The organism is Vibrio sp. QJM3NY_15 (genome assembly GCF_057785995.1).
The window spans coordinates 1,719,528-1,745,196 of sequence record NZ_CM173518.1; the positions used below are offsets into that span (position 1 = coordinate 1,719,528).

22 protein-coding genes are annotated in these 25,669 nt (G+C 43.3%); 6 read left to right on the forward strand and 16 right to left on the reverse strand.

The annotated features are described in order from the left end of the window. Window positions 1-44 precede the first annotated feature (44 nt). Entirely contained in the window at window positions 45-650 is a 606-nt protein-coding gene (locus AC3CKG_RS23890; RefSeq protein ID WP_488529976.1) for a beta-phosphoglucomutase family hydrolase, read from the reverse strand. A gap of 87 nt (window positions 651-737) precedes the next feature. Here AC3CKG_RS23890 and arfB point away from each other — a divergent pair, with 87 nt between their 5' ends. Then, window positions 738-1,148: an alternative ribosome rescue aminoacyl-tRNA hydrolase ArfB gene (arfB, locus tag AC3CKG_RS23895; protein ID WP_004730912.1), complete on the forward strand. Its 411-nt coding sequence runs from the start codon at window positions 738-740 to the stop codon at window positions 1,146-1,148. 94 nt (window positions 1,149-1,242) lie between these two features. Here arfB and AC3CKG_RS23900 read toward each other — a convergent pair whose 3' ends face one another. After that, on the reverse strand, window positions 1,243-1,560 hold the full coding sequence (locus AC3CKG_RS23900; protein WP_017111955.1) for a helix-turn-helix transcriptional regulator: 318 nt from the start codon (window positions 1,558-1,560) through the stop codon (window positions 1,243-1,245). A 201-nt stretch (window positions 1,561-1,761) separates the two neighbouring features. Here AC3CKG_RS23900 and AC3CKG_RS23905 point away from each other — a divergent pair, with 201 nt between their 5' ends. Beyond that, window positions 1,762-2,088, forward strand: coding sequence for a hypothetical protein (locus AC3CKG_RS23905; protein WP_372094487.1), 327 nt, complete (start codon window positions 1,762-1,764; stop codon window positions 2,086-2,088). 99 nt (window positions 2,089-2,187) lie between these two features. Here the strand turns inward: AC3CKG_RS23905 and AC3CKG_RS23910 are convergent, their stop codons facing one another. The 3 genes from AC3CKG_RS23910 to AC3CKG_RS23920 form a co-directional block, all read right to left on the reverse strand. Further along, window positions 2,188-3,246, reverse strand: coding sequence for a S1 family peptidase (locus AC3CKG_RS23910; protein ID WP_488529513.1), 1,059 nt, complete (start codon window positions 3,244-3,246; stop codon window positions 2,188-2,190). Window positions 3,247-3,509: 263 nt separating this feature from the next. Then, window positions 3,510-4,643: a glycine cleavage system aminomethyltransferase GcvT gene (gene gcvT / locus AC3CKG_RS23915; RefSeq protein WP_029223675.1), complete on the reverse strand. Its 1,134-nt coding sequence runs from the start codon at window positions 4,641-4,643 to the stop codon at window positions 3,510-3,512. 493 nt (window positions 4,644-5,136) lie between these two features. Then, complete coding sequence (locus AC3CKG_RS23920; protein WP_102294852.1) at window positions 5,137-5,760, reverse strand: helix-turn-helix domain-containing protein; 624 nt, start codon at window positions 5,758-5,760, stop codon at window positions 5,137-5,139. Between the two features lie 440 nt (window positions 5,761-6,200). Here AC3CKG_RS23920 and AC3CKG_RS23925 point away from each other — a divergent pair, with 440 nt between their 5' ends. The 3 genes from AC3CKG_RS23925 to gcvP all read left to right on the forward strand — a co-directional run bounded on the left by AC3CKG_RS23925 (window position 6,201) and on the right by gcvP (window position 10,893). Next, window positions 6,201-7,493, forward strand: a complete 1,293-nt coding sequence (locus AC3CKG_RS23925) for a serine hydroxymethyltransferase (protein WP_488529514.1) — start codon at window positions 6,201-6,203, stop codon at window positions 7,491-7,493. A gap of 51 nt (window positions 7,494-7,544) precedes the next feature. Continuing rightward, window positions 7,545-7,925, forward strand: a complete 381-nt coding sequence (gene gcvH / locus AC3CKG_RS23930; protein WP_004730871.1) for a glycine cleavage system protein GcvH — start codon at window positions 7,545-7,547, stop codon at window positions 7,923-7,925. 88 nt (window positions 7,926-8,013) lie between these two features. Then, window positions 8,014-10,893, forward strand: coding sequence for an aminomethyl-transferring glycine dehydrogenase (gcvP, locus tag AC3CKG_RS23935; RefSeq protein WP_102306853.1), 2,880 nt, complete (start codon window positions 8,014-8,016; stop codon window positions 10,891-10,893). 341 nt (window positions 10,894-11,234) lie between these two features. Here gcvP and AC3CKG_RS23940 read toward each other — a convergent pair whose 3' ends face one another. Further along, on the reverse strand, window positions 11,235-12,500 hold the full coding sequence (locus AC3CKG_RS23940) for a hypothetical protein (RefSeq protein ID WP_372035500.1): 1,266 nt from the start codon (window positions 12,498-12,500) through the stop codon (window positions 11,235-11,237). Window positions 12,501-12,898: 398 nt separating this feature from the next. Between AC3CKG_RS23940 and AC3CKG_RS23945 the strand changes: the two genes are divergently transcribed. Continuing rightward, complete coding sequence (locus tag AC3CKG_RS23945) at window positions 12,899-14,281, forward strand: MATE family efflux transporter (protein WP_099166712.1); 1,383 nt, start codon at window positions 12,899-12,901, stop codon at window positions 14,279-14,281. Window positions 14,282-14,378: 97 nt separating this feature from the next. Here AC3CKG_RS23945 and AC3CKG_RS23950 read toward each other — a convergent pair whose 3' ends face one another. The 10 genes from AC3CKG_RS23950 to AC3CKG_RS23995 all read right to left on the reverse strand — a co-directional run bounded on the left by AC3CKG_RS23950 (window position 14,379) and on the right by AC3CKG_RS23995 (window position 25,649). Further along, entirely contained in the window at window positions 14,379-14,936 is a 558-nt protein-coding gene (locus AC3CKG_RS23950) for a type II secretion system protein (RefSeq protein ID WP_099166726.1), read from the reverse strand. Between the two features lie 363 nt (window positions 14,937-15,299). Then, window positions 15,300-16,826 carry a methyl-accepting chemotaxis protein gene (locus tag AC3CKG_RS23955; RefSeq protein WP_170960670.1) on the reverse strand — a complete coding sequence of 509 codons (1,527 nt, stop codon included), beginning with the start codon at window positions 16,824-16,826 and terminating at the stop codon, window positions 15,300-15,302. Window positions 16,827-17,307: 481 nt separating this feature from the next. Beyond that, window positions 17,308-17,934: a LysE family translocator gene (locus AC3CKG_RS23960; protein ID WP_102282303.1), complete on the reverse strand. Its 627-nt coding sequence runs from the start codon at window positions 17,932-17,934 to the stop codon at window positions 17,308-17,310. A 275-nt stretch (window positions 17,935-18,209) separates the two neighbouring features. Next, the gene (locus tag AC3CKG_RS23965) at window positions 18,210-19,070 is read right to left on the reverse strand and encodes a delta-class carbonic anhydrase (RefSeq protein ID WP_102311963.1); all 861 of its coding nucleotides are present in this window, start codon (window positions 19,068-19,070) and stop codon (window positions 18,210-18,212) included. 355 nt (window positions 19,071-19,425) lie between these two features. Continuing rightward, window positions 19,426-19,899 (reverse strand): hypothetical protein, encoded by a 474-nt coding sequence (locus tag AC3CKG_RS23970; RefSeq protein WP_065105687.1) that lies wholly within the window; start codon window positions 19,897-19,899, stop codon window positions 19,426-19,428. Between the two features lie 132 nt (window positions 19,900-20,031). After that, the gene (locus AC3CKG_RS23975; protein ID WP_065105686.1) at window positions 20,032-20,409 is read right to left on the reverse strand and encodes a VOC family protein; all 378 of its coding nucleotides are present in this window, start codon (window positions 20,407-20,409) and stop codon (window positions 20,032-20,034) included. A gap of 200 nt (window positions 20,410-20,609) precedes the next feature. Continuing rightward, entirely contained in the window at window positions 20,610-22,646 is a 2,037-nt protein-coding gene (locus AC3CKG_RS23980) for a M4 family metallopeptidase (RefSeq protein WP_488529515.1), read from the reverse strand. A gap of 393 nt (window positions 22,647-23,039) precedes the next feature. Continuing rightward, a complete protein-coding gene (locus tag AC3CKG_RS23985) occupies window positions 23,040-23,396 on the reverse strand; it encodes a YbbD-related protein (RefSeq protein WP_065105684.1) in 357 nt (118 codons plus the stop codon). A gap of 221 nt (window positions 23,397-23,617) precedes the next feature. Then, a complete protein-coding gene (gene trpS, locus AC3CKG_RS23990; protein WP_065112953.1) occupies window positions 23,618-24,640 on the reverse strand; it encodes a tryptophan--tRNA ligase in 1,023 nt (340 codons plus the stop codon). Window positions 24,641-24,875: 235 nt separating this feature from the next. Continuing rightward, on the reverse strand, window positions 24,876-25,649 hold the full coding sequence (locus AC3CKG_RS23995; protein ID WP_488529516.1) for a hypothetical protein: 774 nt from the start codon (window positions 25,647-25,649) through the stop codon (window positions 24,876-24,878). Between the last annotated feature and the right edge of the window lie 20 nt (window positions 25,650-25,669).

A 25,669-nucleotide genomic window follows, 5' to 3' on the forward strand; every position in this document is an offset into this window, starting at 1 on the left:
TTGACTTAGCAGCCTTATCATTCAGTAACATCACCATTTTGCAATCAGTTAGGTGCCGGGTGGAACTCTAACTTATTCCCTTCGACCACCAGAATACAATCCATGTTCGCCGCATGAGCTGCCTGCTTACCAAGATTGGTATCTTCAAACACAACACATTGCTTAGGTTGTAACCCCATACCGAAACACGCGTCCAAGAAGGTATCTGGATTTGGCTTATGATTCTTCACATCTGTTGCTGTTACTAAGATATCCAGCTTGCTCAAGATATCCGTTTTATCTAATAGCTGTTCTGCGCTTTTGCGCTGGCTGCCTGTCCCTACCGCTATTTTCTTGTTGCCTAGATGTTCGATTAGAAGAGAATGCGTGCAAGGGATAATATCGCCTTTGTCTTCAATCGCCGCAAACGATGCCATCTTAAACGTAGATACCGCTTGTGGGTCGAGTGACAAACCGTATTTACTGTTCACTTCACCCGCTATCTTATAACTCGGCATACCACCTAAGCTGTGCAGCCAAGATGCCTCGAAATGAAAACCGAACTCTTCAGCCGTTTGCTGCCATGCTTTTACATGCGCTGGCATTGTATCGATCAACGTACCGTCCATATCAAAGATTAACCCTTCATACGTCGTTAAATCTATTGTCATCACTACTACCACTCTTTAAGAAAGTTACTGATACCATAACCAATATTCAGTATCATGACCCCATATTACCGTTCAAAATGGAAGTTTATGTTACAAATATCTAACTCTGTTTCGATTCAAGACTGGGAACTCCAGTTAACTGCGATCAGAGCACAAGGAGCCGGCGGCCAAAACGTCAATAAAGTATCGAGCGCGATACATTTACGTTTTGACATCAAGCACTCCACCCTACCTGATTTCTATAAAGAAAAACTCCTCGCACACAAAGATAGCCGCATTACTAAAGATGGCGTGATTATCATTAAGGCGCAGCAGTATAGAACTCAAGAACAAAACCGTGATGATGCTTTGGTGCGTTTGAAAGAACTGATCTTGGAAGCAACAAAGGTTCAAAAAGTAAGACGAGCAACTAAGCCGACGCGTGGCTCTCAAAAAAGACGTTTAGAAGGAAAGAAACAAAGAAGTACCACCAAACAACTGCGCGGAAGAGTAGAATAATTGTTTCATGTCACCCAGTGAACACGTCACCCATGCAACAACCACTCTAACTCTATTTATTTAGATAAAAGACGATACCTATTAGAACAGAACGCTATGGTTGTTTTTTGACTGATAAAATCAGTTTGATCAACAACATTCTCTCTTCGCTGGTCAGTAAACGACTGACCGCTGCAACATCTTCCGCCGTGGCTTGCGATGCACCAACAATATCAAGCACGACATCTAAATCCGTCACTTTCAAGGTTCTTGTGATAGAACGATACTGGGACATTTTGATGTCAGCTTCACCACGTTCAATACGTTGATAGGTTTTTAAACTCATTCCCGCACTTGAGGCCAATTTTTCTTGCGACAAATTGGCGAGCTTTCTGCGATCAATCAGCGCCATTATTATGGGTTCTTGTGACATAAGCTTATCCTCAATAGACAGTTATGACCTAATTTCAGCAAGAAGCAGACCATATTGACTTGTAACGGTTTACATACGCCATCAAAGGCATATTATGCGATTATTAAAAAACGTTACGTTTCATAAACTTTCGCACTTTGATCGGTCGTGAACGTGCAGGCTAGTAAACTTGATTACTTAAGTGTTGGGAAATAATAAAAATTGCAAATTGCGAATAACAAAGACGTCAAATTGGAAATTGCGAATCGTTATACATTGGCATTTCCTTGCATAAAGCACGCTTTAGAATCAGACAATACCCGCAGTCAAATTATCGCGGTACAGCATAGGCTACTCACCTACAAAGAAGTGTTGTTGCACAGGAACATGTTGGAAGATAAGGAATTAAAACGGGCTTTTTCTGCATTGAATCAAAGTGAGAGAAGTGTCGCGCAAAGTGGTATCAAAAGCATCAATGATGCGATAAAAGAGATGGATGAGATTCTAGAAAGGTACAGCCGAAAAGCAGCTGTAGAACTAAGCAACTAAGTAACTAAGCGGGTAAATGACTAAACAGATAAACCTGCAGAAATAAAAAGTCGACGCTATCGTTAGATAAAGCGTCGACTTGTTCAAAACATTGAAGTTCTAACGTTTAACTGCCTTTCTAACACCCGCAATCAACATCAGCATACCTAGCAAACCAAATGAAACACTACCACCACTGCTACCAGAGCCAGATGATGTCCGTGCATTCACATAAGCTGTTCGCTTAGCATCAGTAGAAACAAACTGGGCGGTTTCGGTACCAGCAATAACACTGTCTATCCAAGCTTCATAATCATAAATTTCAGTGAATACCGATGTCACAGTAGCACTACCACCACAAGTATCTGGTCCAAAACTGGTAATACCAACTTGTCTGTAATCAGCACCGTCTTTCCAATACACTGGGCCGCCTGAATCGCCTTGGCACGTACCGCCGTACAAGCCAGAAGCAGCTCTGTCACCAACAAAACAGATTTGATTATCAGTTAACGCAGAACCATCAGTAAAGGCTGAAGCACAAGTAGCGTTATCTACGTAATTCAGGTCAGCCTTCTGCAACAAAGTTGTCCCGTCAAAGCCTGAACGTGTATCACCATGGCCAACAGCAACAAAGTCATTAACACCAATTCGATAGTTCGTGTTTGACGGACGCTTAACAACATCATTAATTGAATCGATATTCAGTGCACTTTCTAGCTTAAGAATCGCAACATCGTTGCGGAGTAGATCACTCAACGCATTTGAATAGTCATTGCGATAGTAAACTTCTGAAACTCGCGCTTTTTGAATGTTACCGTTAGGGAATTGAGACGTATCTTCAATTTGAGGGACTACAGTAGTAAATAGCTGCCCTTCTTCATTGCCGTAAATACAGTGTGCTGCCGTCAGGATATGAGTCGGGTTTAAAATGGTCGCACCACAGTAAGGGCCTTTCGAGTAAACACCATCATAATCAATACGATCAATGAACAAGCTCGCCATTGAAGGAAATTCAGTCACTGAAGCGTTACTACCATTCACGATATAAGGTGTGACACCCACATCAGGAGCACTCTCGGCCGTGTTTTCCGTCGCCAATACACTAGATGTATAAATCAACGGTGCTAAAAGCACTAAAACGGCTTTACGAACCGGACTCACTGTATAGTTCACATTCATAGTTAACTCCTTGTAACCACTACGACTTATTTATAAAAATGATATGTGGCCACCATAACACGGCATAACCCTGAGTATAGTAAGTATTTGTAACGATATGGCCACATCTCTCATTTTATAAACGAAATTCCAGACGACGTATCTTTACCAGTACTCAAAGTTATGTACGTTACCGAATACAAAAAAGCCTACCGTCATACTTCTTAATATAAAGAGGTAAACAATAGGCTTTCATTCAGCTTAGTGGTTTATCTTAAAAGAGATTAGCCACGGTAGTAACGTTGAGGTACGAAAGGCATTTTTTCTACTGTCATTGGTAGCTTCTTGCCACGAACGTCAGCGAATACTTCAGTACCAATTGCTGCTAGATCTGTACGAACGTAAGCCATTGAAACTGGCTTACCAGCGTTAGGGCCAGCAGTACCGCTCGTTACAACGCCAATCTTGTTGTCTTCAGCATCGAACAGCTCTGCGCCTTCACGTACTGGCGCCTTAGTTTGACCCACTAGACCTACACGCTTACGTTGAACATCTTTCGTTGCGATTTGCTCAAGGATGATATCAGCGCCAGGGAAACCGCCTGCACGTTCACCGTCAGTACGACGCACTTTTTGAATACCCCATAGAAGGCTAGCCTCTACTGGTGTTGTCGTTGTGTCTAGGTCGTGACCGTATAGACATAGACCACATTCAAGACGAAGTGAATCACGTGCACCAAGGCCGATCCACTCTACTTCTGCTTCTGATGTTAGCTTACGAGCAAGTGCTTCAGCGTGATCGTTCGGTACTGAAATCTCGTAGCCATCTTCACCCGTGTAACCACTGCGGCTTACGATGCATTCAACGCCATCGATATCGACTTTTTGAACATCCATGAACAGCATGTCGGCAACGCTTGGTTGGAAACGAGCAAGAACTTCAGACGCTTTAGGGCCTTGAAGTGCTAATAGAGCACGATCATCAATCACTTCCATTTCTACGTCAGCTGGAAGGTGCGCAGTTAGATGGTCGATATCTTGTGTCTTACAAGCCGCGTTCACAACAACAAATAGGTGATCGCCTAGGTTAGCAACCATCAGATCATCCATAATGCCGCCCTGCTCGTTAGTAAAAAACGCATAGCGCTGCTTACCAGAAGGAAGGTCAATAATATCTACAGGAACCAAAGATTCTAAGACAGCAGCTGCGTTCGCGCCATGAAGACGAAGTTGCCCCATGTGAGAAACATCAAAAAGACCGGCAGCATCACGAGTGTGTAAGTGCTCTTTCTTTACACCTAGTGGGTACTGAACTGGCATATCGTAGCCAGCGAAAGGAACCATTTTTGCACCCTCTTCAACGTGAAGTGCATGCAGTGGTGTTGTTAGTAGGTCTTGATTAGCGTGTTCTTGAGTCATTTTCTTCTCCATGAAGCGTTGCAGGCTGTCCAAATCGAGTCTGCCGCTTATATCTCTATTTAGAGTCGCTTCTAACGATAAGTTTCATCATTAGTCACCTCAGCGTATTCGCGTCAGTAACCTTGGCGTCTTAACCTTAGAAACAGTAGATAGTAAAAAGTGATGTCTTTTATATAGGCTTATATCGTTAGCTTGATAAATCAGGTTAGCTGTACAAAAGCTCTACAAGTCACTTTCTAAGAATTCACTTCAGTAAACTTCAATCAACATGAGTAAACCGTGTTCACTATAATAAACAAGCCTGCGTCAGTTTTACACCCTTAACAATAGTCAAACAGCTCAAAATGTGACATTTAACAATTTAAAAACAATTATTCGATACATACAAAAACGCGATATTGATGATTATCACACCAATATCGCGTCTAATGCCTAACGTTCGAAACAAAAGCAAACGTTTGCATCCACTATAAGAAATTCTAAGATTGTTAATTTATTTTGCAGTCACCCACAAAATGAGCGCGTCGTCTGCACTGGTCGAGATAAGCATATGGCCCATATTGGCATCGTAATACATGCTATCACCTTCACTCATCGGTACGGGTTCGTAAAATTCTGAGTAGAACATCACATCGCCAGATATGATCATTAAGAACTCTTCCCCATCATGGCGAACCCAATCGTTATACTCTTCAAAAGTACGCGCTCTCACGCGGCTCTTAAACGGCATCATCTTCTTATTAGAAAGCTCTGTGGCAAGTAACTCATGTTCGTAAGTCGGTGTTGGGTGTGGCTTTCCTTGCCCTGCCTTAGTTAAGTCACGACGTCCTGTTGCAACTTTTTTCCTTGGTGGTTCAAAGAGTTGAGGCATGTCAATTTGCAAACCCATCGCCAGTTTTTGCATAGCTTGAAAGGTTGGCGAGATTTGCTCGTTCTCAATTTTACTGAGCGTAGAACGCGCCAAGCCTGTTCTTTGGCTTGCTTCTTCTAGCGTAATCCCAAGCTTGCCGCGGATATCTTTAATGCGCTGGCCAAGCCTAAGTGGTTCAATATTCTGGTCTAACGTTTCCTTCGCCAACGTTAAAGATGGGTACTCATCATAAATGTCTTCTGACATAGGTCCCTCATTAATTTCTTGCTTCCTGTCTATTAATTTCATTGTTGCATGAAGCGCTTTGTTGATTAAAGAGCACACAGAGAAATAAAGCGTGCTCCCCGTAGCAAAACAAGAAAAGTTGTTTCCTATTGGAAATTTTTGTTGAAAATTGATTTTATCGGAGCTATGTTATCGACTTGTTAGATGAAGAGATGCTACTTCAGCTTGCAGCAAATGATAGATTTAACATTTGTAAGAGCTGTTTTTTACCCGAACTTTTGGGAAACAATTCGTGCTGCATTGACCCTACAACGATCGCTTAGACGCTGTAAGAGTATATTTATAACGCAATTCACGTTTATCTATACCTATATAGCGCAAACGATACCGATGCAGAAATCAACTTAAGACCTAATGGACTATAAAAACAATCACCATTAGCTTAATGAAAGGTCTCGACAATGAACGCTTACCAAAACCATAGCTTAGACAGTTTTTTCACTACGAACTTATCTGGTACTGATGACGCAGTATTTGCTGGAATCCAAGCAGAGAACACTCGTCAAAACGAACAAATCGAACTTATTGCTTCTGAGAACATTGTTTCTAAAGCAGTAATGCAAGCTCAAGGCACTTGCCTAACCAACAAATACGCAGAAGGCTACCCAGGCCGTCGCTACTACGGTGGTTGTGAGCACGTAGATACCGTTGAAGCTATCGCGATTGAGCGTGCTAAACAGCTGTTCAAATGTGAATACGTAAACGTACAGCCTCACTCTGGCGCTCAAGCAAACGGCGCAGTTAAACTTGCCCTACTTCAACCTGGCGACACTATCCTAGGTATGTCTCTTGACGCTGGTGGCCACCTTACACACGGTGCGCGCCCTGCAATGTCTGGTAAGTGGTTCAACGCAGTTCAATATGGCGTAGACCGCGACACTCTAGAAATCGATTACGAAGCAGTTCGCGCTTTAGCAATCGAAAGCCAACCTAAAATGATTATTGCTGGTGGTAGTGCTATCCCACGCGTTATTAATTTCGCTAAGTTCCGTGAAATCGCTGACGAAGTTGGCGCTATCCTAATGGTCGATATGGCACACATTGCGGGTCTTATCGCGACAGGTGCTCACCCTAGCCCACTACCACACGCACACGTTGTTACAACAACAACGCACAAAACACTTCGTGGCCCACGCGGCGGTATGATTCTTACGAACCACGAAGACATCAACAAAAAAATCAACTCTGCAGTGTTCCCTGGCCTTCAAGGCGGCCCACTAATGCACGTTATCGCGGCTAAAGCAGTGGCGTTTGGCGAAGCACTTGGCCCAGAATTTAATACTTATATTGATTCAGTGATCGACAACGCAAAAGTTCTTGCTGAAGTGTTGCAAACTCGCGGTTGTGACATTGTGACTGGTGGAACAGACACGCACCTAATGTTGGTTGACCTTCGTCCTAAGGGCTTGAAAGGTAACGTAACTGAAGAAGCATTAGAGCGTGCAGGGATCACATGTAACAAAAATGGCATACCATTCGACACAGAGAAGCCTATGATTACTTCGGGTATTCGTTTAGGTACGCCAGCTGGAACCAGTCGTGGTTTTGGCACTGAAGAATTCAAACTTATCGGTGAATGGATCGGCGATGTACTTGATGGCTTAGTTGAAAGCCCTGAAGGCAATGCTGAAGTTGAGCAACGTGTTCGCAAGCAAGTTAAAGAGCTTTGCAAACGCTTCCCTCTTTATCGTTAAACCGTTTTTAAGATTTAAATTAAAACCTCATAAATTTTTGGAGAATAAGCAATGGACAATACACTAAAGTTTGCAGACAGCCACGAGTGGGTAAAAGACAACGGTGACGGTACTGTAACTATCGGTATTTCTGAGCACGCTCAAGAGATGCTAGGTGACGTTGTGTTTGTTGACCTGCCTGACACTGGAGACGAAATCGAAGCTGGCGAAAGCTTCTCTCTAGTTGAATCAGTGAAAGCAGCTTCTGATATCTACGCACCAATCTCTGGCGAAATCGTAGAAATCAACGAAGAATTAGAAGATAGCCCAGAGTTAATTAACGAAGAATCTTATGAAGGTGGTTGGATTGTTAAAGTGAAGATGTCTGATGCGTCTGAACTAAACAACCTTAAAGATGCGGAAGAATACCTAAGCTCTATCGAAGAAGACTAATAGGTTCCTCATTACGATAAAGCTGCTCTTTGGAGCAGCTTAATTTTAGGGGCTAGCTCACGGCTCCAAAGAGAAAGTAGAACATATCATGACTGAATTACTTCAAAGCCAATTACTAAAAGACTTGGGTACTCAAAACGAGTTTGTTGCTCGTCATAACGGCCCTAATAAAGCAGACCAGCAGAAAATGCTTGAAGCGATCAACGCGACTAGCTTAGACGCACTGATCGACGAAACGGTTCCTGCACAAATCCGTCTTGAAAAACCAATGACACTTGCTGCGCCACTGAGCGAAATGGACATGCTGACCTCTCTTAAAGAGATCGCAAACCTAAACCAAGTGAAACGTACTTTCATTGGCCAAGGCTACTACAACACATTCACTCCAAACGTTATTCTACGTAACGTTTTAGAGAACCCAGGCTGGTACACAGCTTACACACCATACCAACCAGAGATTTCTCAAGGTCGTCTTGAAGCTCTACTCAATTACCAACAAATGGTAATGGACCTAACCGGTATGGAAATCGCGAACGCATCCCTTCTTGATGAAGCGACAGCGGCTGGCGAAGCAATGACACTGTGTAAGCGTGCTGGCAAAAGCAAGAGCAAAGTATTCTTCGTTGCTGACGATGTTCACCCTCAAACACTAGAAGTTGTTAAAACTCGTGCTGAGTACATCGGTTTTGAAGTAATGGTTGGTGCTCTTGAAACACTTCCAGAGCAAGACGTATTTGGTGCGCTTCTTCAATACCCGAGTACAACGGGTGAAGTTCGTGACCTAACAGACATCATTGCGAAAGCTCAAGCTAACAAAACACTGGTTACAGTTGCTACTGACCTACTTGCTTCTGCTCTACTTAAGCCTGCTGGCGAAATGGGCGCGGACGTAGTAATCGGTTCAGCGCAACGTTTCGGCGTTCCTATGGGTTACGGCGGTCCACACGCTGCATTCATGGGTACTCGTGAAAAGCATAAGCGTACAATGCCAGGTCGCGTCATCGGTGTATCTATCGATACTCACGGTAACCAAGCGCTACGTATGGCAATGCAAACTCGTGAGCAACACATCCGCCGCGAGAAAGCGACATCGAACATCTGTACAGCTCAAGCACTTCTAGCAAACATGGCGTCTTTCTACGCGGTTTACCACGGTGCAGAAGGCCTACGTACTATTGCTCGTCGTACACACCACATGACAGCTATCCTAGCGGCTGGCCTGACTAAATCGGGTTACGAGCTAACGAACAACAGCTTCTTCGATACCATCACGATCAACTCTGAAGAGAAGACAGATGCACTGTACGCGAAAGCGCAAGCAGCAGACATCAACCTTCGCCTTCTTAAGGGTAAGATCGGTATCAGCTTAGATGAGACAACAACGATCGACGACGTGAACTCACTGTTTGCAATCTTCGACGTGAAAGAAGACGTTCAAGCACTATCTTCTGACATTGCATCAAACGAGTTTGCAGCAATTCCAGAAAACTGCCGTCGTGAATCAGAGTTCCTAACTCACCCAGTATTCAATACGCACCACAGCGAAACGCAAATGATGCGTTACCTAAAACAGCTTGAGAACAAAGACTTCTCGCTAACGCACGGCATGATCCCACTGGGCAGCTGTACGATGAAGCTGAACGCTGCTGCTGAGATGATTCCAGTAACATGGCCTGAGTTTGGTTCAATTCACCCATTCGCACCTCTTGATCAAGCAGCAGGTTACACAGCGCTAGCAAAAGATCTTAAAGAGAAGCTATGTGAAATCACTGGTTACGACGATTTCTCACTACAACCTAACTCTGGTGCATCTGGTGAATACGCAGGTCTAATCGCGATTCAACGTTACCACGCAAGCCGCGGTGACGCTCACCGTAACGTTTGTCTGATTCCAAGCTCTGCGCACGGTACTAACCCTGCAACGGCATCTATGGTTTCAATGAAGGTAGTGGTTGTTAAGTGTGATGAAGATGGCAACATCGACATGACAGACCTAGCTGCGAAAATCGAGAAGCACAAAGAAAACCTATCAAGCATCATGATCACTTACCCTTCTACGCACGGCGTATACGAAGAGCAAGTGAAAGAAGTATGTGAACAAGTACACGCAGCGGGCGGTCAGGTTTACCTAGACGGCGCGAACATGAACGCTCAAGTAGGTCTAACTTCACCTGGCTTCATCGGTTCAGACGTATCTCACTTGAACCTACACAAGACATTCTGTATCCCACACGGTGGTGGCGGTCCGGGTATGGGTCCTATCGGCGTTAAATCGCACCTAGCACCTTTCCTACCAGGTCACATCGAAAACGGTGTACAAGGTTCTGACTACGCGGTATCAGCTGCAGATCTAGGTAGTGCTTCAATCTTACCTATCTCTTGGGCTTACATCGCAATGATGGGCGAACCTGGCCTAACAGACGCAACGAAAGTCGCGATTCTTAACGCGAACTACGTGATGGAAAAACTACGTCCTCACTACCCTGTTCTTTACCGTGGCACTAACGGCCGTGTAGCGCACGAATGTATTATCGATATTCGTCCGCTTAAAGAAGACACAGGCATCAGCGAAGAAGATATTGCTAAGCGTCTAATGGACTTCGGTTTCCACGCACCTACGATGTCTTTCCCAGTAGCAGGCACGCTAATGGTTGAGCCAACTGAATCTGAAGATTTAGAAGAGCTAGACCGTTTCTGTGAAGCGATGATCGCAATCCGTCACGAAATGGCAGCAGTGAAAGCGGGTGAATGGCCACTAGACAACAACCCTCTAGTGAACGCACCGCACACACAAGTTGACCTTTCAGGCGCAGAATGGGATCGCCCTTACTCTCGCGAACTGGCTTGCTTCCCATCGAAAGCAACGAAGAACTCGAAGTACTGGCCGACTGTTAACCGTGTAGACAACGTATACGGCGACCGTAACCTAATCTGTTCTTGCCCAAGCATCGATAACTACGAAGACTAATTCGTAGCGGCGCAAAGCAGCGAAACATAACAAAAGGCGAACCAAACGGTTCGCCTTTTTGTTGCCTGAAATCCAAGGTTAACAAATGCATTGACCTTACCGTAAGGGAAAGGTTTAAGGTTGATCTAAACCAACACTGAATTAGGAATCAATTATGGGATGTTGTAACAAAGCGCCAAAAGGTGGTGCTCCTCTTGGCTTACTTCTAAAGGTCACGCTTGGGATTGGTCTTTTCGTGTTTCTGCTGTCTTTGTGGCAGTAGAAGACTGATAAAGCTCTTGGTTTGAAACTAAGACGTGATGGTACTTAAAAGTCATGTATCTTGTCGCCATAGTCGTTTGTTAAGCATTTCTTTTTGGTTTCTTACTAGTTCTGACTTCATCAGCTATTGCTTTTAGGGCTACTTCTTGATGCTTCAATATATGCTGTAAATCATTGATAGGTAACATATACTGCTTTCTCATTTCCGATTCTTTATAGGAAGACTTACTTAGTACCTCTTCAGACATGCACTCATCTAATTTAATTTGAAAGCGTAATTCATGAACACTCGCACTATGCATACGTTTTAATCTGTCATCTATTACAAGAAAGTTAATTTGATTTAACTTCAATAGCTCTGAGAATTTGTCATCGAAAGACACAAAGAAGGGCAAAAAGAACGAACCTAAAGCCGTAATTGTTGACATAGTTTCCAGCGTTCGCACATGAGAAATGTCCCACGCCATTCCTTTTAAATCTGACTCAATCTTTTTTGCAACATCGGCTAGAGGACCAAAGAAACGTACACGCTTTGGTTTTTCTAAAAATTGAAGTGCTACAAGCAATTCATATTTTGGTAGTTTACCCAATTGCAACACACAAAAGTCGATCAGTTTGCTAAAGACCTCATCTGGTTTAGTCGGATTTTTCAGCCATAAAATAGCTAATTCAAACAATATAACCTGAGTAAAAACAGCTTTATATTCTCGGTTTTTAACCTCTTCATTGGTAACAAAACTTTCGTAATCCCTCTCTGATTCTTTTAGTAACTCTTGCTCATTACAAATGAACTTCGGTTTATAAGGATCTTTTTCAAAACTATCCCAGTCTATATGATCAAGTTTTTTGAAAGCTAAAATAGTGTTTAAGGGGCGAAGGTTTTTATTGTCTTCACGTGACAGTCTTAAATTCTCGAATAAAAATGGCACTAGGTCTGTCTGAAGCGAATACTCTTTCTTTAGCTTAAGTAAAGTAATAATCCTATCTTGATCTTTCTTATTTATGTTTTCATGATTCACATAAGCCCTCACACGCTCACCAACATTCGAGTCAAAAGAAAAACTCCAATCGATTGGAACTGAAGATGTTCCACCTGTTAAGTGACTTTGAAGAGCCGTAGAGGCAGAGTTGAGAAATACCTTAGGTCCAATAAAAAGAGGGGTTACCCAAGGGGCTTTACTTGTTATATCTTCCAAATTAATATGCAGGCCAGCTGCATTAGCTGACTCTGTAGATATAGCAGTCCGAATATAAACTGCATCCTGCGGTCGAGAAATACCCTCCAACCTCTCTAGGTCACCCTTTACCAGAATGTCATAAATTTCATCTACTACAGGTCTATCCATTTTTTCCTCAAATTTTGAAATGCTTAACAGTTCTTAGACCGAAAAATTCTGCATTTAAATACAGAATTTTCTATCTAGCTCCTTATGCCATCAATTGTACTAGCCTTAGTATATCTATAACAATAGCTTATAGTGCAACCTTAGTGAGAAGCGTAGCAAATACTGAAATTACCTAACCAATATAACGCCCGCCAAATCATAAACTTATGCGCTTTTTAACTGTGTTTTAACCATCAGAACCCTTCCCTATGTCAGAGCTGATTTAACTCTATAAATCCAAAGCTTGACCCTATACGGTAAGGTGTTTATATTGTCGCCCGCCCAACGGGGCACATCCTAAAATGCACACCGGCCATCCTGCCATCATTCGTGTATTTATATTGGTGTTGTGAACTTCCATGCTAACGAAATTTCGTCCTTTTACTCGTGAATCGGGTGCGCTTATGCATCTTTCGATTCCAATCATTTTGACTCAAATAGCTACCCAAGCGATGGGATTTGTCGATACGACAATGGCTGGCCAAGTAAGTCCTGCCGATCTCGCCGCTATTGCACTTGGCACCAGCCTTTGGATTCCTGTGTTGTTGTTGCTACGTGGTGTGATTATGGCGTTAACGCCTGTTGTCGCTTACCACCGCGGTGCTCGTGACTTCCAAAGTATCTCTGTTGAATTCTTCCAGATGGTTTGGTTGGCATTAATTGCTAGCGTACTGCTTATCGCTTACTTGGTGAGTGCGAAACCGATCTTAGAATGGATTGGCGTAGCCACTGAGATCATTCCAATTGGCAGTGACTATGCCTTTGCCCTAGCCTTTGGTGTACCAGGGATTGCCCTGTTCTACACCTTGAACGGCTTCTGTGAAGGCATGAACAACACCAAAGTGCCGATGATCATTTCTGTGGTTGGTTTGTTGGTGAATATTCCGGTCAACTACGTGCTTATTTACGGTAAGTTTGGCTTCCCTGAAATGGGCGCTGTGGGTTGTGGCTGGGCGACAAGCTTAGTGTATTGGCTAATGTCGGGAATGCTGTATTCCTACATTAAAGGTCATCACCACTACAAGACCATTATTAGCTTTGCAGATGCAAAACCAAAAGCGAAAGAGATGCTTCACCTTCTAAGATTAGGTTTACCTATCGGGATGAACATTGCGGTATGTGGCAGTATCTTTGCGGTTATCGCTTTGATGATTGGCCGTATTGGTGCAGAGAACGTGGCAGCCGCACAAATTGCACTTAACATCTCGAGCCTGACTTACGTGATACCAATGAGTATTTCGTTTGGCATTACGATTCGTGTTGGACATGCATTAGGTCAGAAAGACGAACTAAGCGCAATTGAACGCAGTAAAGTCGGTATTTTGGTTGCCGCGTTGATCTCATTGCTTTCGGTTGCGATGTTCCTGTTGTTCCCAGAGTGGATCATTAGACTTTACACCACCGACCCAGCAATTAGCGCAACGGCAGCAGTATTGTTGACCTTTACTGCGATGTACCAATTCAGCGATGCATTACAAACGTCTGCTAACGGCGCACTGCGTGGCTATAAAGATACTAAGATCCCAATGATCTTAGCCATCGCTTCATACTGGGGCTTAGCACTTCCACTCGGCATGGTGTTGGGCTTAACAGACCACATTGTTCCTGCTATGGGTGAGGAAGGATTTTGGATTGGTATCCTAACGGGCTTGAGCGTTTCAGCAACGCTGATGTTAATTCGCTTACGATACGTGATTAAGAAGCGTGACTTGCCACCAACAAGTGCTCCATTGGCAAACTAAGACAAATCATCAAGCTAATACAAAAAAGCGCGTTATTGCTACTCGGCAATAACGCGCTTTTTTATTGAGTTTCTATAAATCAGTTCATGTGTTCGGTTTAACACTCATCGTTAACTACTTGAACTGTACATACACAACCATTAGCTGGGCATGTATCTCCACTTGTTCTACCACCAAAAGAATCATAGAGAACGTAACAACCGGATGGAAGATCGTCTATTATCGCGCCGCCAAGATCTCCAGTGGTAAACGGGTATTCATAACCAACCACTGTATATCTATTAGCAAAGTCAGACGTTAAGCTGTCATCATCTGACAAGGTAAGGAAATCGAGCATGTTCAATTTGTCGCCAGACTCCCCTCGGCTTTCAGGACAAAGTGTACCCCAGTCGACCTCAACGCTACCGATACCAAAATCGATAACATAGTTACTTTGATCACTTGGGTTGCTGGCAGCCGGATCTAATCCGACAATAATCGCTTTAGAGGTTACCTGAGTGATGACCCCTTCCATTGCACCCGCAACACCCTCAAGTACCGCTTCTCTCGCTGACTCTTGGATATTAAGAAACCTCGGAGCTGCCGTAACAGCAAGAATTCCGAGTATGGTGATAACGACGATCAACTCCATTAACGTAAAACCATTTTTCTTCATAACAACCACATCAACCAACAATTAAAGAATATTCAATAAGTGAATGAATTATCAACAACTATACATTGTGGAGAGATGCGTAACACCTTATGTGTCACATCAAAGCTGCTGTTTAGTCGATTTTTTGAACTTGAGCATGTGAGCTAAAGGTAAGTAGCTCATTGTTACTGTCTTATTTATCCACGTTGTTTGGAATAAGCTAAATTGTCACGACATAGCGACGCGGTTACATTCTTCATTTCTGTTTTGCGCTATTGGTGTATCTGCGTTGGCATGTCGCAAAAAAAAGCGCTCATGTATAACATAAGCGCAATTGAATAACTGGAGACTCGACATACCTCTTAAAGATGCATGTTAGAAAATCTAGATTTTAAATGAACCGACATAACGGTCGAGAACTTGTGATAACTCAGCCAATTTCTGACTTGATTGCTCTAACTTCTCACTTGCGTTCAAGCCATTTTTGACTGAACTATTAACCGTATCCATGTTCATGTTTATCTCATTCGCTACCGCTGATTGCTGCTCAGTTGCCGTCGCGACTTGAGTGTTAATATCAAGAATAGCCAATACTTGTGTAGAAATTTTTTCCAAAGCTTGGCGAGCCATTTCCGTTTCGGACGTACCCTCTTCAATTAAGCTCTTACTGTTACTCATCGAGCTGACTGCGTTCTTAGCTTCGGTTTGAAGTTGATTAATCATGGTGTCAATTTCATCGGTCGACTGTGCTGTTTTTGTCGCAAGATTACGAACTTCATCAGCAACGACAGCAAAGCCTCGGCCCGCTTCACCAGCACGCGCAGCTTCGATTGCAGCATTAAGTGCAAGCAAGTTTGTTTGCTCAGAGATACCTCGAATAACGTCAAGAATAGTGCCAATCGACTGAGTATTATCAGCAAGGCTCACGATGATGTTAGAAGCACTATTCATCTCAGCTTCAAGGTTGGCAATCGAAGTTGTGGTCTTCTCGATTGTCTTGTGACCTTCTTGAGTTTCACTCGCGGCCATGTTTGCGGCACTTGCTGCACCTGCCGCGCTAGACGCAATTTCATTAACCGTAGAAATCATTTCATTCATAGACGTCACGACCAACATGGTTTGTTGGTTCTGCTCTTGCCCTCTTTGCAAGGCTTGTTGTGACTGTTCACGAAGACCAATCGCGGTACTGTTTAATTCAACACCCGTGTTCACTGTTTGTGTAATTATCTCGTGTACCTTGCCAACGAACACATTGAAAGCCGATGAAATTTGAGCGACTTCGTCATTCCCTTTGATCGGCAGACGTACTGATAGGTCACCATCACCTTCAGAAATATCGTGTAATGTGTTTTTCAATACCAAGAGAGGTTGCATCAGTTTGCTAAGAAGAAGCGATAAAACAATGAGGCAGACAACAAAAATGAAAACCATTGAAGCAAGCTGGTAGCTAATAATACCATTCGTTGCTTGGCTCACTTCCGTGATCGGAATACCGATATCAAAGGTACCGTACAGCTGACCGTTGACGTAGATAGGTGCCATAATGTCAAACACCCACACTTGTTGAACATCCGCGTACCATTTTGAATACTGTTGGACGCCTTGGGTTGCGCCTTTAACGGTATAGCTATCTTCATAAACTTTATTCAGTTTATTTTTGTCGCTATGCGCAACAGCGCTTACGTTACTATCAATAACAATGGCATAAGTGACATCAGATCGCTGTTTCAGCTCACCCACCAGCTTTTGTAAGTCTTGAACTGGATTATCCGAATTCTCTAAGATATACCCAGCGTTTCCAGCCAAAAATTCAGCTTGAACTTGAGATTTGTTTAATATTATCTCATCAATTTTTTCGCTTGAAATGAAATAGGTTGACGCCATACTCGCAGCGACTGCAATGCCAAACATAATAAAAACGGCAAATAGGATTGTTTTCTTCATTTAGGTTGTCTCGACGCAAGTTTGTTAAAAGTTCTCTAAAGGTTTCAAAAAGCGAAACCAAAGCTCGCACGTTTTATCTCGTGTTAGAGCTCCCCACTAGTCCTTTATCTGTAAAAATCTCGATAACTTTAGCTAAATCATACGAAAAACATATGTTAATCACACTTACCTAACATATGAGTACATTCAACGCGAAACGAGCACTTGGAAATCTGATTAACAAATAACAGCACTGCTTAAGAGGTATAGGTGAATAGCGAGTAGAAAATAGAGGATAGAAAATAAAGAGTAGGTTTCGCGTATTGACCCGCAGAACCAGTACCTTGAGAAATGTTGGAGGCTTGATGCAACCGTTCACTTGTGAGTACTTAATATTCTCGCCTCTAGTTGATGCGACAACAAAAAAGCGAACCTTTGGGTTCGCTTTTTTAGTTAAATTAAGTCGTGTTTATCTGTTTATCGCGAGATAAGATCCAGCTGCAATCATTATCCCACCAGCACTTTGGTTTAATCTTCTATGTGCGCGTGGTGTTTTAAGTAACGCAGACATTCTGCCCGCACCCAAAGCAATCAGCATTAAACCAGACATCAACGCAACAGACGCTAAAACGGACACCAAGACGATATCTTGGGAACGTAAAACCGTCAGATCAACGAAAGTCGGTAAGAACGAAATATAAAACAGAATCACTTTAGGGTTTGATGCAGAGATCAAAAAGCCTTGTGCGAAACTCGCAAGTGCCGATTTCTGACTTTGTTTGGCGGCGAGCTCCGCTGAACCTTGCACTTCAGGCAGACTCTTAAACATCTTGTAGCCCAAGTAAATCAAATAAGCGGCACCAACGTAGCGAATCACCTCAAACGCAAAAGACCAATTATCAGCAATCGTCGCTAGACCAAAACAGGCTAAAACAAGATAAATAAGGTCACTGCATATCATTCCTAACGAAAGAGTGATGCATTTACGCCATCCGTGAACCATACCGCGAGCCAAAATAGCGAATACGCCAGGCCCCGGAGTAATACCAAATATAAACATGGCAATAAAGAATGTAACAGCCCCTTCTAGTGACATCCGCCTACCCTCAAATATCATTCAACATTATTAGTTTCGAACGTATCATGGAGCCTTGATTCGAGTAAAGAACGCTTTTTAACAAGGGCGATTCAAACGATTCATGTTTTGAACAAGTGTCACACGTAATTTCCCCGCTAAGCATGACCCGCAAAGCTAAAAGCTAAACCCAACGTGTTTTTCGTTAAGACATAAAAAAGGCGAACTCTATGGTTCACCTTTGTATTCATTTAAGACTTAAGGCAATTCAGCCTAGTGTCTACCGCCATATAAATCTAGTTAGCTATTGGTGACAACAGTTCCGGGTTTACGACTATATTTCTCACACCGTGTGCATGGTCTTCGTTAAAATCGTTTCCTTCACACCAGTTCCCAACCGTCGCGATATTCACTTTCGCCACTTGTGGACGCACGCTCCAAGTCACTTGGAATGGCGAACCTTGCTCGTTGTAACCAGGGCCCGTTGTAGAACCTGCGTATTGAATCGCTGAACCGGTATCTTGTGGAATGTTTGGAGCTTGGTGCAAACCGTTGACTTTAGAGTGCTTAGCCAGTGCTTCAAAGTCGAGTGCCTTGTCGTCATTTACTAATACGTAAACTTGGGTTTCTACACGCAATTGCGGGTTGGTAATCGCATCGTTGAAGCAAGCGCCAAGCGTTTCACCCGGTTCGACTTGTGCGGTTGAATACACGTAATGCACCTCGATGGTGTCGCCCGAATGCAAAGAACCATGATCGCTCGGACAAACCTTGCCCTCAAATGGTTTCAGCTCAGCAGAACTTAGCTTGCCTGTGTATTTAAAGCCACTCTGGAAACCTTTTCCATCACCGTTACCAGCGTATTGAGTAAACTCGCCACCTTTATGCTCTGCGTTCTTATGGAAGTGAATATTACATAAGTTCATGGCTGTTGAATCTGGCGCATCCGAAAACAGGCGAGCATTAGTACCCTCAAGTGAACCCAAGTCACGAGGAGCTTGTGGGCCAAAACCTTTTCCTTGAGTATTTTCAGATAGATTCGCTCTTTGCTCAGCGATAACACTGTCTGCTACAGACTCATGGCTCCCCTCAGATGCGTTCGCTTGAGCAGCTAACATAACCATCGCGACGCTTAAAAATGCACTCTTATTCTTCATATCTCTTCCCTAGAATATTGATAACAAAACCTAAACAACGGATTTAACCGCAAACATGCTACTATGCTCACAAGTGAATATCAGACATTGTCTTTGTAAGATTAGATTTCACGGCTTACTTTGGGGAGAGTATTAAAACCCTTGATGCATATAACAAGTCAACTACGGTAAATACGGCGTGTCCATTCCAGAATAAACAAATACCTACTTTGCTGACTGTCTCTTGACTCAAGCCGACAGACAAGCAAACGACACGCTATAACCAGAGCTAACAGTAATTTTTTAATATAAAAAAGGCGAACCGTTTGGCCCGCCTTATTGACTGATTCGATGTTCTTGGTTCTGAGCTCTTCGTTCAACCGTGGCCAGTGGCAAAGATTCCAAAGGTCAGGATGTTCAATGTATCTGTCACACCCTCTAACGATTTAATGACTTTCTTAGTCGGCTCATTGTTAAGTAATAGGTAACTTCCAAGCCCTTTCTCATTGTCGGTCTCGACTTTATCTTGAGTCACTTGTTTAGCTGCTACTTTAGAAACATGTACTTCAGAAGCGTGAGTTTGAGATGCACTTCCTTGAGTAGCATTAGCTTGAGAAGCTTCAACTGATTCAGCTTGTCTCTTACCGTTTATATTAGAGCCTTTAATTAAATCAGCATTTGTCTCATCAGTAGACTCAGTAATGACGTTTAGATTCGTCTCGTCTTCAATAGTGTTAGACAGAGTGTCTTCGTTGCTCAATGTCTTTTCATCAATTTGCTCATTACTCGTTGTGGAGCAAGCGGTTAAGAAAAACAGACTAAAGATGAATGTGACTAGGTTTCGCACCATGACGAAAAGGCTCGAATTAATAAAACATTGTTCAATTGTAATTTATTTGTCTTGTTACATCTAGCCCAAGCGGCTTTGGGTGTGAAGTTATCTACTCGTAAACAAACCAAAAATGAAGTTTGACTCTGAAACCTAGTAATTCGAAATCTCAATCAGATTGCCATCAGGGTCTCGAACATAAACGGAGACAATTTTCCCCGTCGCACCTGTTCGTTGTACTGGCCCCTCTTCTATTGTGACCCCTTGAGCTTCAATATGTTCTATCACCGTTGCCATTGGTGTATTGGTGATAAAACAAAGGTCAGCACTACCCGCTTGCACGTGCTGCGCTTTTGGTTCGAACTCATTACCTCGTTGATGAAGGTTTATCTTTTGGCTGCCAAATGATAACGCTAAGCGACCTTCTCCAAATTGGATAGGCTTCATACCTAACACGCGCTGATAGAAATCCACCGTCACGGTTAAGTCTTTAACGGTTAACACCAAGTGATCTAAATGACTGATTTCCAATTTAATCATCCTTGTTTCGTCGTTACTAGATATTGCATGCTGAGTGTCGAATAAGGCTAAGCCATATACTCTAATGTTGGACGTGCTAACACAAGATCAGCATACATCTTCACTTCTCACTTTGAACGAATAAAGGGAGCACAAACTGCACTCCCTTCTCATCGGTTTTAGCTCACTTAAATCACTTTAAGTCGTTTTAACTAGTAACAAGCACCTTCAAATACCCAGTACCAATAATTGTTGAACGGGTCTGCTCCCCAGTTATCCGCAGACGCTGAGAATCTGTTGCCATAATATTGAACTGCCGTACCTGCTGGATAATAGTAGTTTGGGTTCCACTCTTGAAGATTATCACACAAGCCTTGTGGCTCAGGTTTAGGCGCTTCTAAGTCAGCACTAACCGCAACATACGCATCCATCGAGCCTTTAGAGCCAGAAGCCATCACATATATATCAGCACCCTGTACGCCATTTAGACCACAATATTCACGATTACCTTGATTGGTAGAGGCGCAATCGTAATCATTTACTGATGCTGGTCGACCGACTGCAACGTACATGTCTACATCACCGTATCCATTGTAAGTTTGAACCCAAACTTCATCGGCCGGTGCATTCTTAAGTACAAACTGTTGCTGATCATCACCTTCTGCCTGAATAGGTGTCGGCATGTTTATCTCTAGATCCACGACGCCAGGTGTTGGTGTTGGTGGATTAGGATTCGGGTTCGGGTTCGGGTTTGGCAGACCAGAACCACAGTTTTGTACATCAATGCCCACTTCGTTAAATGCAGACTTCACCGCAGAGGTCTCATAACCTAGCTTTTCTGCTGCTTTGCACACCCCATTGGCACCTTGTTGGAAATCCGAGTTTGGTGTCCAGTAAAGTTGGTTCGCGGTTGCGTAAGCCTTAAACGCTTTTTTGATGTCCCAACTGTTGCTTGTTGCTAGGTGGTAGAAGGCTTTATTAAAGATCCCTGAACTATGGTGGACATCAATGCCATTGTAATACTGGTTGATGTGACCGATAGACATACCATCCTGGCTCGGTTTAATGAAATAACGCATTGCATCGCTATGCTTCATTACATGTTCACCCATCTTCCAATTGAAACTACCGTGCACATATTCACTTAACGCTGCTGCTGCCACGTCCGAGAAAGATTCGTTCATTCCGCCCGACATGCCACGATATTCAAGACCCGAGTTTTGCTCAGTAAAGCCGTGACTCACCTCATGAGCAATCACGTCCCACGTCGCTAATGGATACATCGATTGGTTGCCATCACCAAACGTCATTTGGCGACCATCCCAAAATGCGTTTCCATAGTTCGAGCCATAGTGAACACGCATCTTTAACTTTTGTTGAATGGGACGAGTGTTCAACCAATCTTGGTACATGTCGAACACACGTTGACCAAAGTAATGTGCATCGTTCATTGGCGCATACGCACCGTTGACGGCACGATAATTATTAACGTTGCTCCCACCATTATCGTTACAACTAAATTGATGTACCTGACCGGAGCTCTGCTGGTTGTTCATGTTAAGCGTTATTACGTCTTGGCTGTCCATCTGACAGAACGAGTTGACTTGGAACGCGCCAAACTGTGTATTGGAGCCAAAATAGTAACGGCCACTTTTCTGGTTTCCGCCAGGCCCTTCTGCCTCAATGAATGCAATCCCTTCCCACTGGTCGAGCAACTCGCCAGATTTCGCGTCAACGAGTGTAATCGGTCGTGACGGCGCCATACCTTTCGTTTGTAGGAAATCAATCTTATAAATAAGGCGTGCTTGTTGCTGTTCATCAAGCCAAATTCCAAGTTCAGTATTTGGACTGTGAATGGTCGCTGCCGCTACACCTTGATATTGTGATTTAGCAATAGCGAATGCTTGCTGAGCGTTAATCATTGGCAATGTTGAGCCGATATCAGCTTCGATATCCGTTAACACTTGTCCATCTACTGCTTTAGTAATGCCCTTCAGGGAAAGATCAACCACTACCGATTTACCGTAAACCGGAATCCCATAGTGGAGTTGTTTCTTACGTAGGAGTGTTGTTGTACCAGTATCCACACGACTTGCATCTTGGTAAGCAAGTGGTTGGCTTACAGCGGTAAAACCCTGTGTTGTTTGATTGAGTACTGTAGATAAATCGACTTGCGAGTAGTCGACAACATTGGCAGCTTGAGAAGTAAACGCTATCGGAAATAGCATTAGTAAATGTGCACCACGCATACGTCACCTTTATAATTATGTTTTTATAAATTCACCCACTGGATGAGCGCGCATCTTAACGATAGAAACTCCATATAATTAAATACACCTAATTGCATATGTGATATCGATTCAGAACATAGTTCCTAGTACAATTAAAAATGAGAATGGCAGTCAAAAATCAATAATTTCTTATAGTTATCAACAACTCAACAAATAGACCTAAAATATGAAGGGGTATCTGATTTTCGATGATATGCACAAATTTCATGCTTCAAATCGTTACGAGATTCAGTATCGATATCGATTGTTAAATAACAGCACCAACTCACCCTCACAAGATTCAACTCCCGCAGTCACACAAGATGGTATCGAGTAAAATAATGATGAGGGTATGTTGGCGGTGGTTGAGACTTAGTGTTTGGTTTTGTTGAGCGTGTAAGTGACCAAGCTATCGTCCGCTATCTTAAACATCCAAGTATTATCGTTGTCGGTAAACAGATACTCATCCTTGGACGGGGTTTGCGTCAGCTTACCGATGAACTCGGATAACTGAGGCTCGTATATACGAAAACTCCCCTCAGAGGTGTTGATGTCTAAGTCGTTATTCACTTCAATCTGCAACGTTGAGCTAGGCAAGATGTCGGGCAACCAACCTCTATCAAACAAACGATCTTGTTGAGCCAATTCGTAAGTTGCGTACTCGTCACTGACCACGTCAGAACAGCCCGAGGCTAGAAGTAAGATTGGGAGTAATAATTTGGTTTTCATTTAATTCCATCATTTGAAGAAAGGCCTCGTTCACTCGCCCAGCCATAAAAGCATTAAAAAATCAGCAAGCGAGTAACAAGTGCCGTTACAAAAGCGATGTTATAAATTAATCACTATTCCCATTCAACGTAATTGACTTTATTTACATATAACCCACACTCAAACCATTGATAATTTTAATGTTAGACACTGGCATTTGTGTGCTAATAGTCGCCTTGCAATCAGAGTATATTCAGCCCAAACACGCCCTTTACATCAAATAATACATTTGCTGTTCTTTCTCTCGATACCTGCGTGCCTTTACGTAAGATATCAATCAGCTGAGCCTTGTCGTCTAACAGTTCAGTTCGGCGCTTTCTAATCGGTCGAATCATGTCCTGTAGGCATTCTTCCAACACCTTCTTAGTTTGGCCATCACCTAACCCGCCTCTGCGGTAATGATCTTTTAGTTCATTGACAAAGTCAGCGTCAGTATGGAAGGCATCGAGATAAGTAAACACGATGTTCCCTTCTACTTGGCCCGGGTCTTCGATTCTTAGATGATTTGGGTCGGTATACATGGATCTAACTGCTGCACGAATCTCTTTTTCTGTCGCGCCAAGGTTAATAGCGTTGCCCATTGATTTAGACATCTTACTTTTGCCGTCAGTACTCGGAAGGCGTGAAGCATTGCTAAGCAGCGGTTTACACTCATTTAAGATGGGCTTGCCCGCGAGTGAGTTTACTTTTCTCACGATCTCGTTGGTCTGTTCTAGCATTGGCAATTGATCGTCGCCAACAGGAATCAAGGTTGCGTTAAACGCCGTGATATCTGCCGCTTGTGAGATGGGATAAGTCAGAAAGCCAGCAGGGATTGAGCGGCCAAATTCCTTATTCTGAATTTCGCTTTTAACAGTGGGATTGCGTTCCAAGCGAGCAATAGAAACAAGGTTGCTGTAGAACATAGTGAGCTCAGCCAATGCAGGCAGCTGTGATTGGAGACAAATGGTTGTCTTTGTCGGATCGATACCCACTGCAAGATAGTCAGCGACGACATTAAGAATGTTGGACGAAACCTTTGCAGGGTTATGAGCATTGTCGGTGAGCCCCTGCATGTCTGCGACCAGTATTGTTTGGTCGTGATGGTTCTGAAGAGACACGCGTTGCTGTAATGACCCGACATAATGACCAAGATGCAGTGGTCCTGTCGCGCGGTCACCCGTTAAAATAATTTCAGGTTTTTTGGTATCTAGAGTGGTTTTCATAGGTATCTCCAAGTAAAAAGGCTACTGGAGATAAAAAGAGACGACATTCTTGGTGACATTCTTAACTACCTTCCAGCAGCTTAAGAATGTAAGTATTCCGTGCTGCTCTAGATAGAGCACCACCAGAAGAAAATTGAAGTTGAAGCGGAAGTAAATTTCATCCTAAAAACGTATCAATAATGGCCTTGAGCCACAACCATTATTTACACATTGTCTTACTACAGCCAAAAAAACGTTATTCACACAGAGTCGTAATTCTAGCGAACATGGCTTGATTTACTGAAAAGTGCGTATTCAAAAACGCCAATTGCGCGAGTGCCGACTCAGCCGTTCTGTCATAGCCTTGTGTGAACGTTGGCAGTAACTTAGCAAATTGAGGGAAACGCGCCTCTAGCCTTCTATCCGACATAAATTCATCGACGAATTCCGGCTCAGACGTTTCAGTTTGATCGACAAGATCGATCAGACGATCAAGCGCGTAGGATTGAACAAAGCGAGAGCCTGAAAGCTTCTCACCGCGATTATATCGGCTCATGCCCACATAAAGATTGGTTAACGCCTCGCCGATGATCCACTCTTGAGAATTCGTTTCAGCCGCACCTTTTACTGGTGGAACACAACACTGAGTATCAAAGTCGGCTTCCTGCCAAACAATGCGACCTTCAGCAAACGGAATATGCGCTAATTCGTGTGGTTCAAACACGGCAAACTCACAGAATATTCCATCGGCATAAAGTACTTTATAGCCATCGACGGTGTTCCTTACGGCATAGTCGATTGGAAGAATGTCAGATAACCAATGCAAGCTGTCTAAGAAGTATTGTTTGTGCCCTTCTTGGACTATCGCAAAGAAATCCACATCTGAGAACTGATCCAATCGCTCCGTTTCAATACCAACAGAACCTAGCCCCAATAAAGCATGCGCCTTACCAGAAGCTTTCAAAGATTCCCCAATGGCATCTAGGCGCTGTAAGAGTTTTTCTGGTGTATTTGGCTGTTGTGCTTGCATCTCTCTATCCCTATCAAGTT

Bases quoted from the DNA above. Each gene is read 5' to 3' on its own strand.
- AC3CKG_RS23890 (WP_488529976.1), bottom strand. From the start codon at position 650: ATGACAATAGATTTAACGACGTATGAAGGGTTAATCTTTGATATGGAC.
- arfB (WP_004730912.1), top strand. From the start codon at position 738: ATGTTACAAATATCTAACTCTGTTTCGATTCAAGACTGGGAACTCCAG.
- AC3CKG_RS23900 (WP_017111955.1), bottom strand. From the start codon at position 1,560: ATGTCACAAGAACCCATAATAATGGCGCTGATTGATCGCAGAAAGCTC.
- AC3CKG_RS23910 (WP_488529513.1), bottom strand. From the start codon at position 3,246: ATGAATGTGAACTATACAGTGAGTCCGGTTCGTAAAGCCGTTTTAGTG.
- gcvT (WP_029223675.1), bottom strand. From the start codon at position 4,643: ATGACTCAAGAACACGCTAATCAAGACCTACTAACAACACCACTGCAT.
- AC3CKG_RS23920 (WP_102294852.1), bottom strand. From the start codon at position 5,760: ATGTCAGAAGACATTTATGATGAGTACCCATCTTTAACGTTGGCGAAG.
- AC3CKG_RS23925 (WP_488529514.1), top strand. From the start codon at position 6,201: ATGAACGCTTACCAAAACCATAGCTTAGACAGTTTTTTCACTACGAAC.
- gcvH (WP_004730871.1), top strand. From the start codon at position 7,545: ATGGACAATACACTAAAGTTTGCAGACAGCCACGAGTGGGTAAAAGAC.
- gcvP (WP_102306853.1), top strand. From the start codon at position 8,014: ATGACTGAATTACTTCAAAGCCAATTACTAAAAGACTTGGGTACTCAA.
- AC3CKG_RS23940 (WP_372035500.1), bottom strand. From the start codon at position 12,500: ATGGATAGACCTGTAGTAGATGAAATTTATGACATTCTGGTAAAGGGT.
- AC3CKG_RS23945 (WP_099166712.1), top strand. From the start codon at position 12,899: ATGCTAACGAAATTTCGTCCTTTTACTCGTGAATCGGGTGCGCTTATG.
- AC3CKG_RS23950 (WP_099166726.1), bottom strand. From the start codon at position 14,936: ATGAAGAAAAATGGTTTTACGTTAATGGAGTTGATCGTCGTTATCACC.
- AC3CKG_RS23955 (WP_170960670.1), bottom strand. From the start codon at position 16,826: ATGTTTGGCATTGCAGTCGCTGCGAGTATGGCGTCAACCTATTTCATT.
- AC3CKG_RS23960 (WP_102282303.1), bottom strand. From the start codon at position 17,934: ATGTCACTAGAAGGGGCTGTTACATTCTTTATTGCCATGTTTATATTT.
- AC3CKG_RS23965 (WP_102311963.1), bottom strand. From the start codon at position 19,070: ATGAAGAATAAGAGTGCATTTTTAAGCGTCGCGATGGTTATGTTAGCT.
- AC3CKG_RS23970 (WP_065105687.1), bottom strand. From the start codon at position 19,899: ATGGTGCGAAACCTAGTCACATTCATCTTTAGTCTGTTTTTCTTAACC.
- AC3CKG_RS23980 (WP_488529515.1), bottom strand. From the start codon at position 22,646: ATGCGTGGTGCACATTTACTAATGCTATTTCCGATAGCGTTTACTTCT.
- AC3CKG_RS23985 (WP_065105684.1), bottom strand. From the start codon at position 23,396: ATGAAAACCAAATTATTACTCCCAATCTTACTTCTAGCCTCGGGCTGT.
- trpS (WP_065112953.1), bottom strand. From the start codon at position 24,640: ATGAAAACCACTCTAGATACCAAAAAACCTGAAATTATTTTAACGGGT.
- AC3CKG_RS23995 (WP_488529516.1), bottom strand. From the start codon at position 25,649: ATGCAAGCACAACAGCCAAATACACCAGAAAAACTCTTACAGCGCCTA.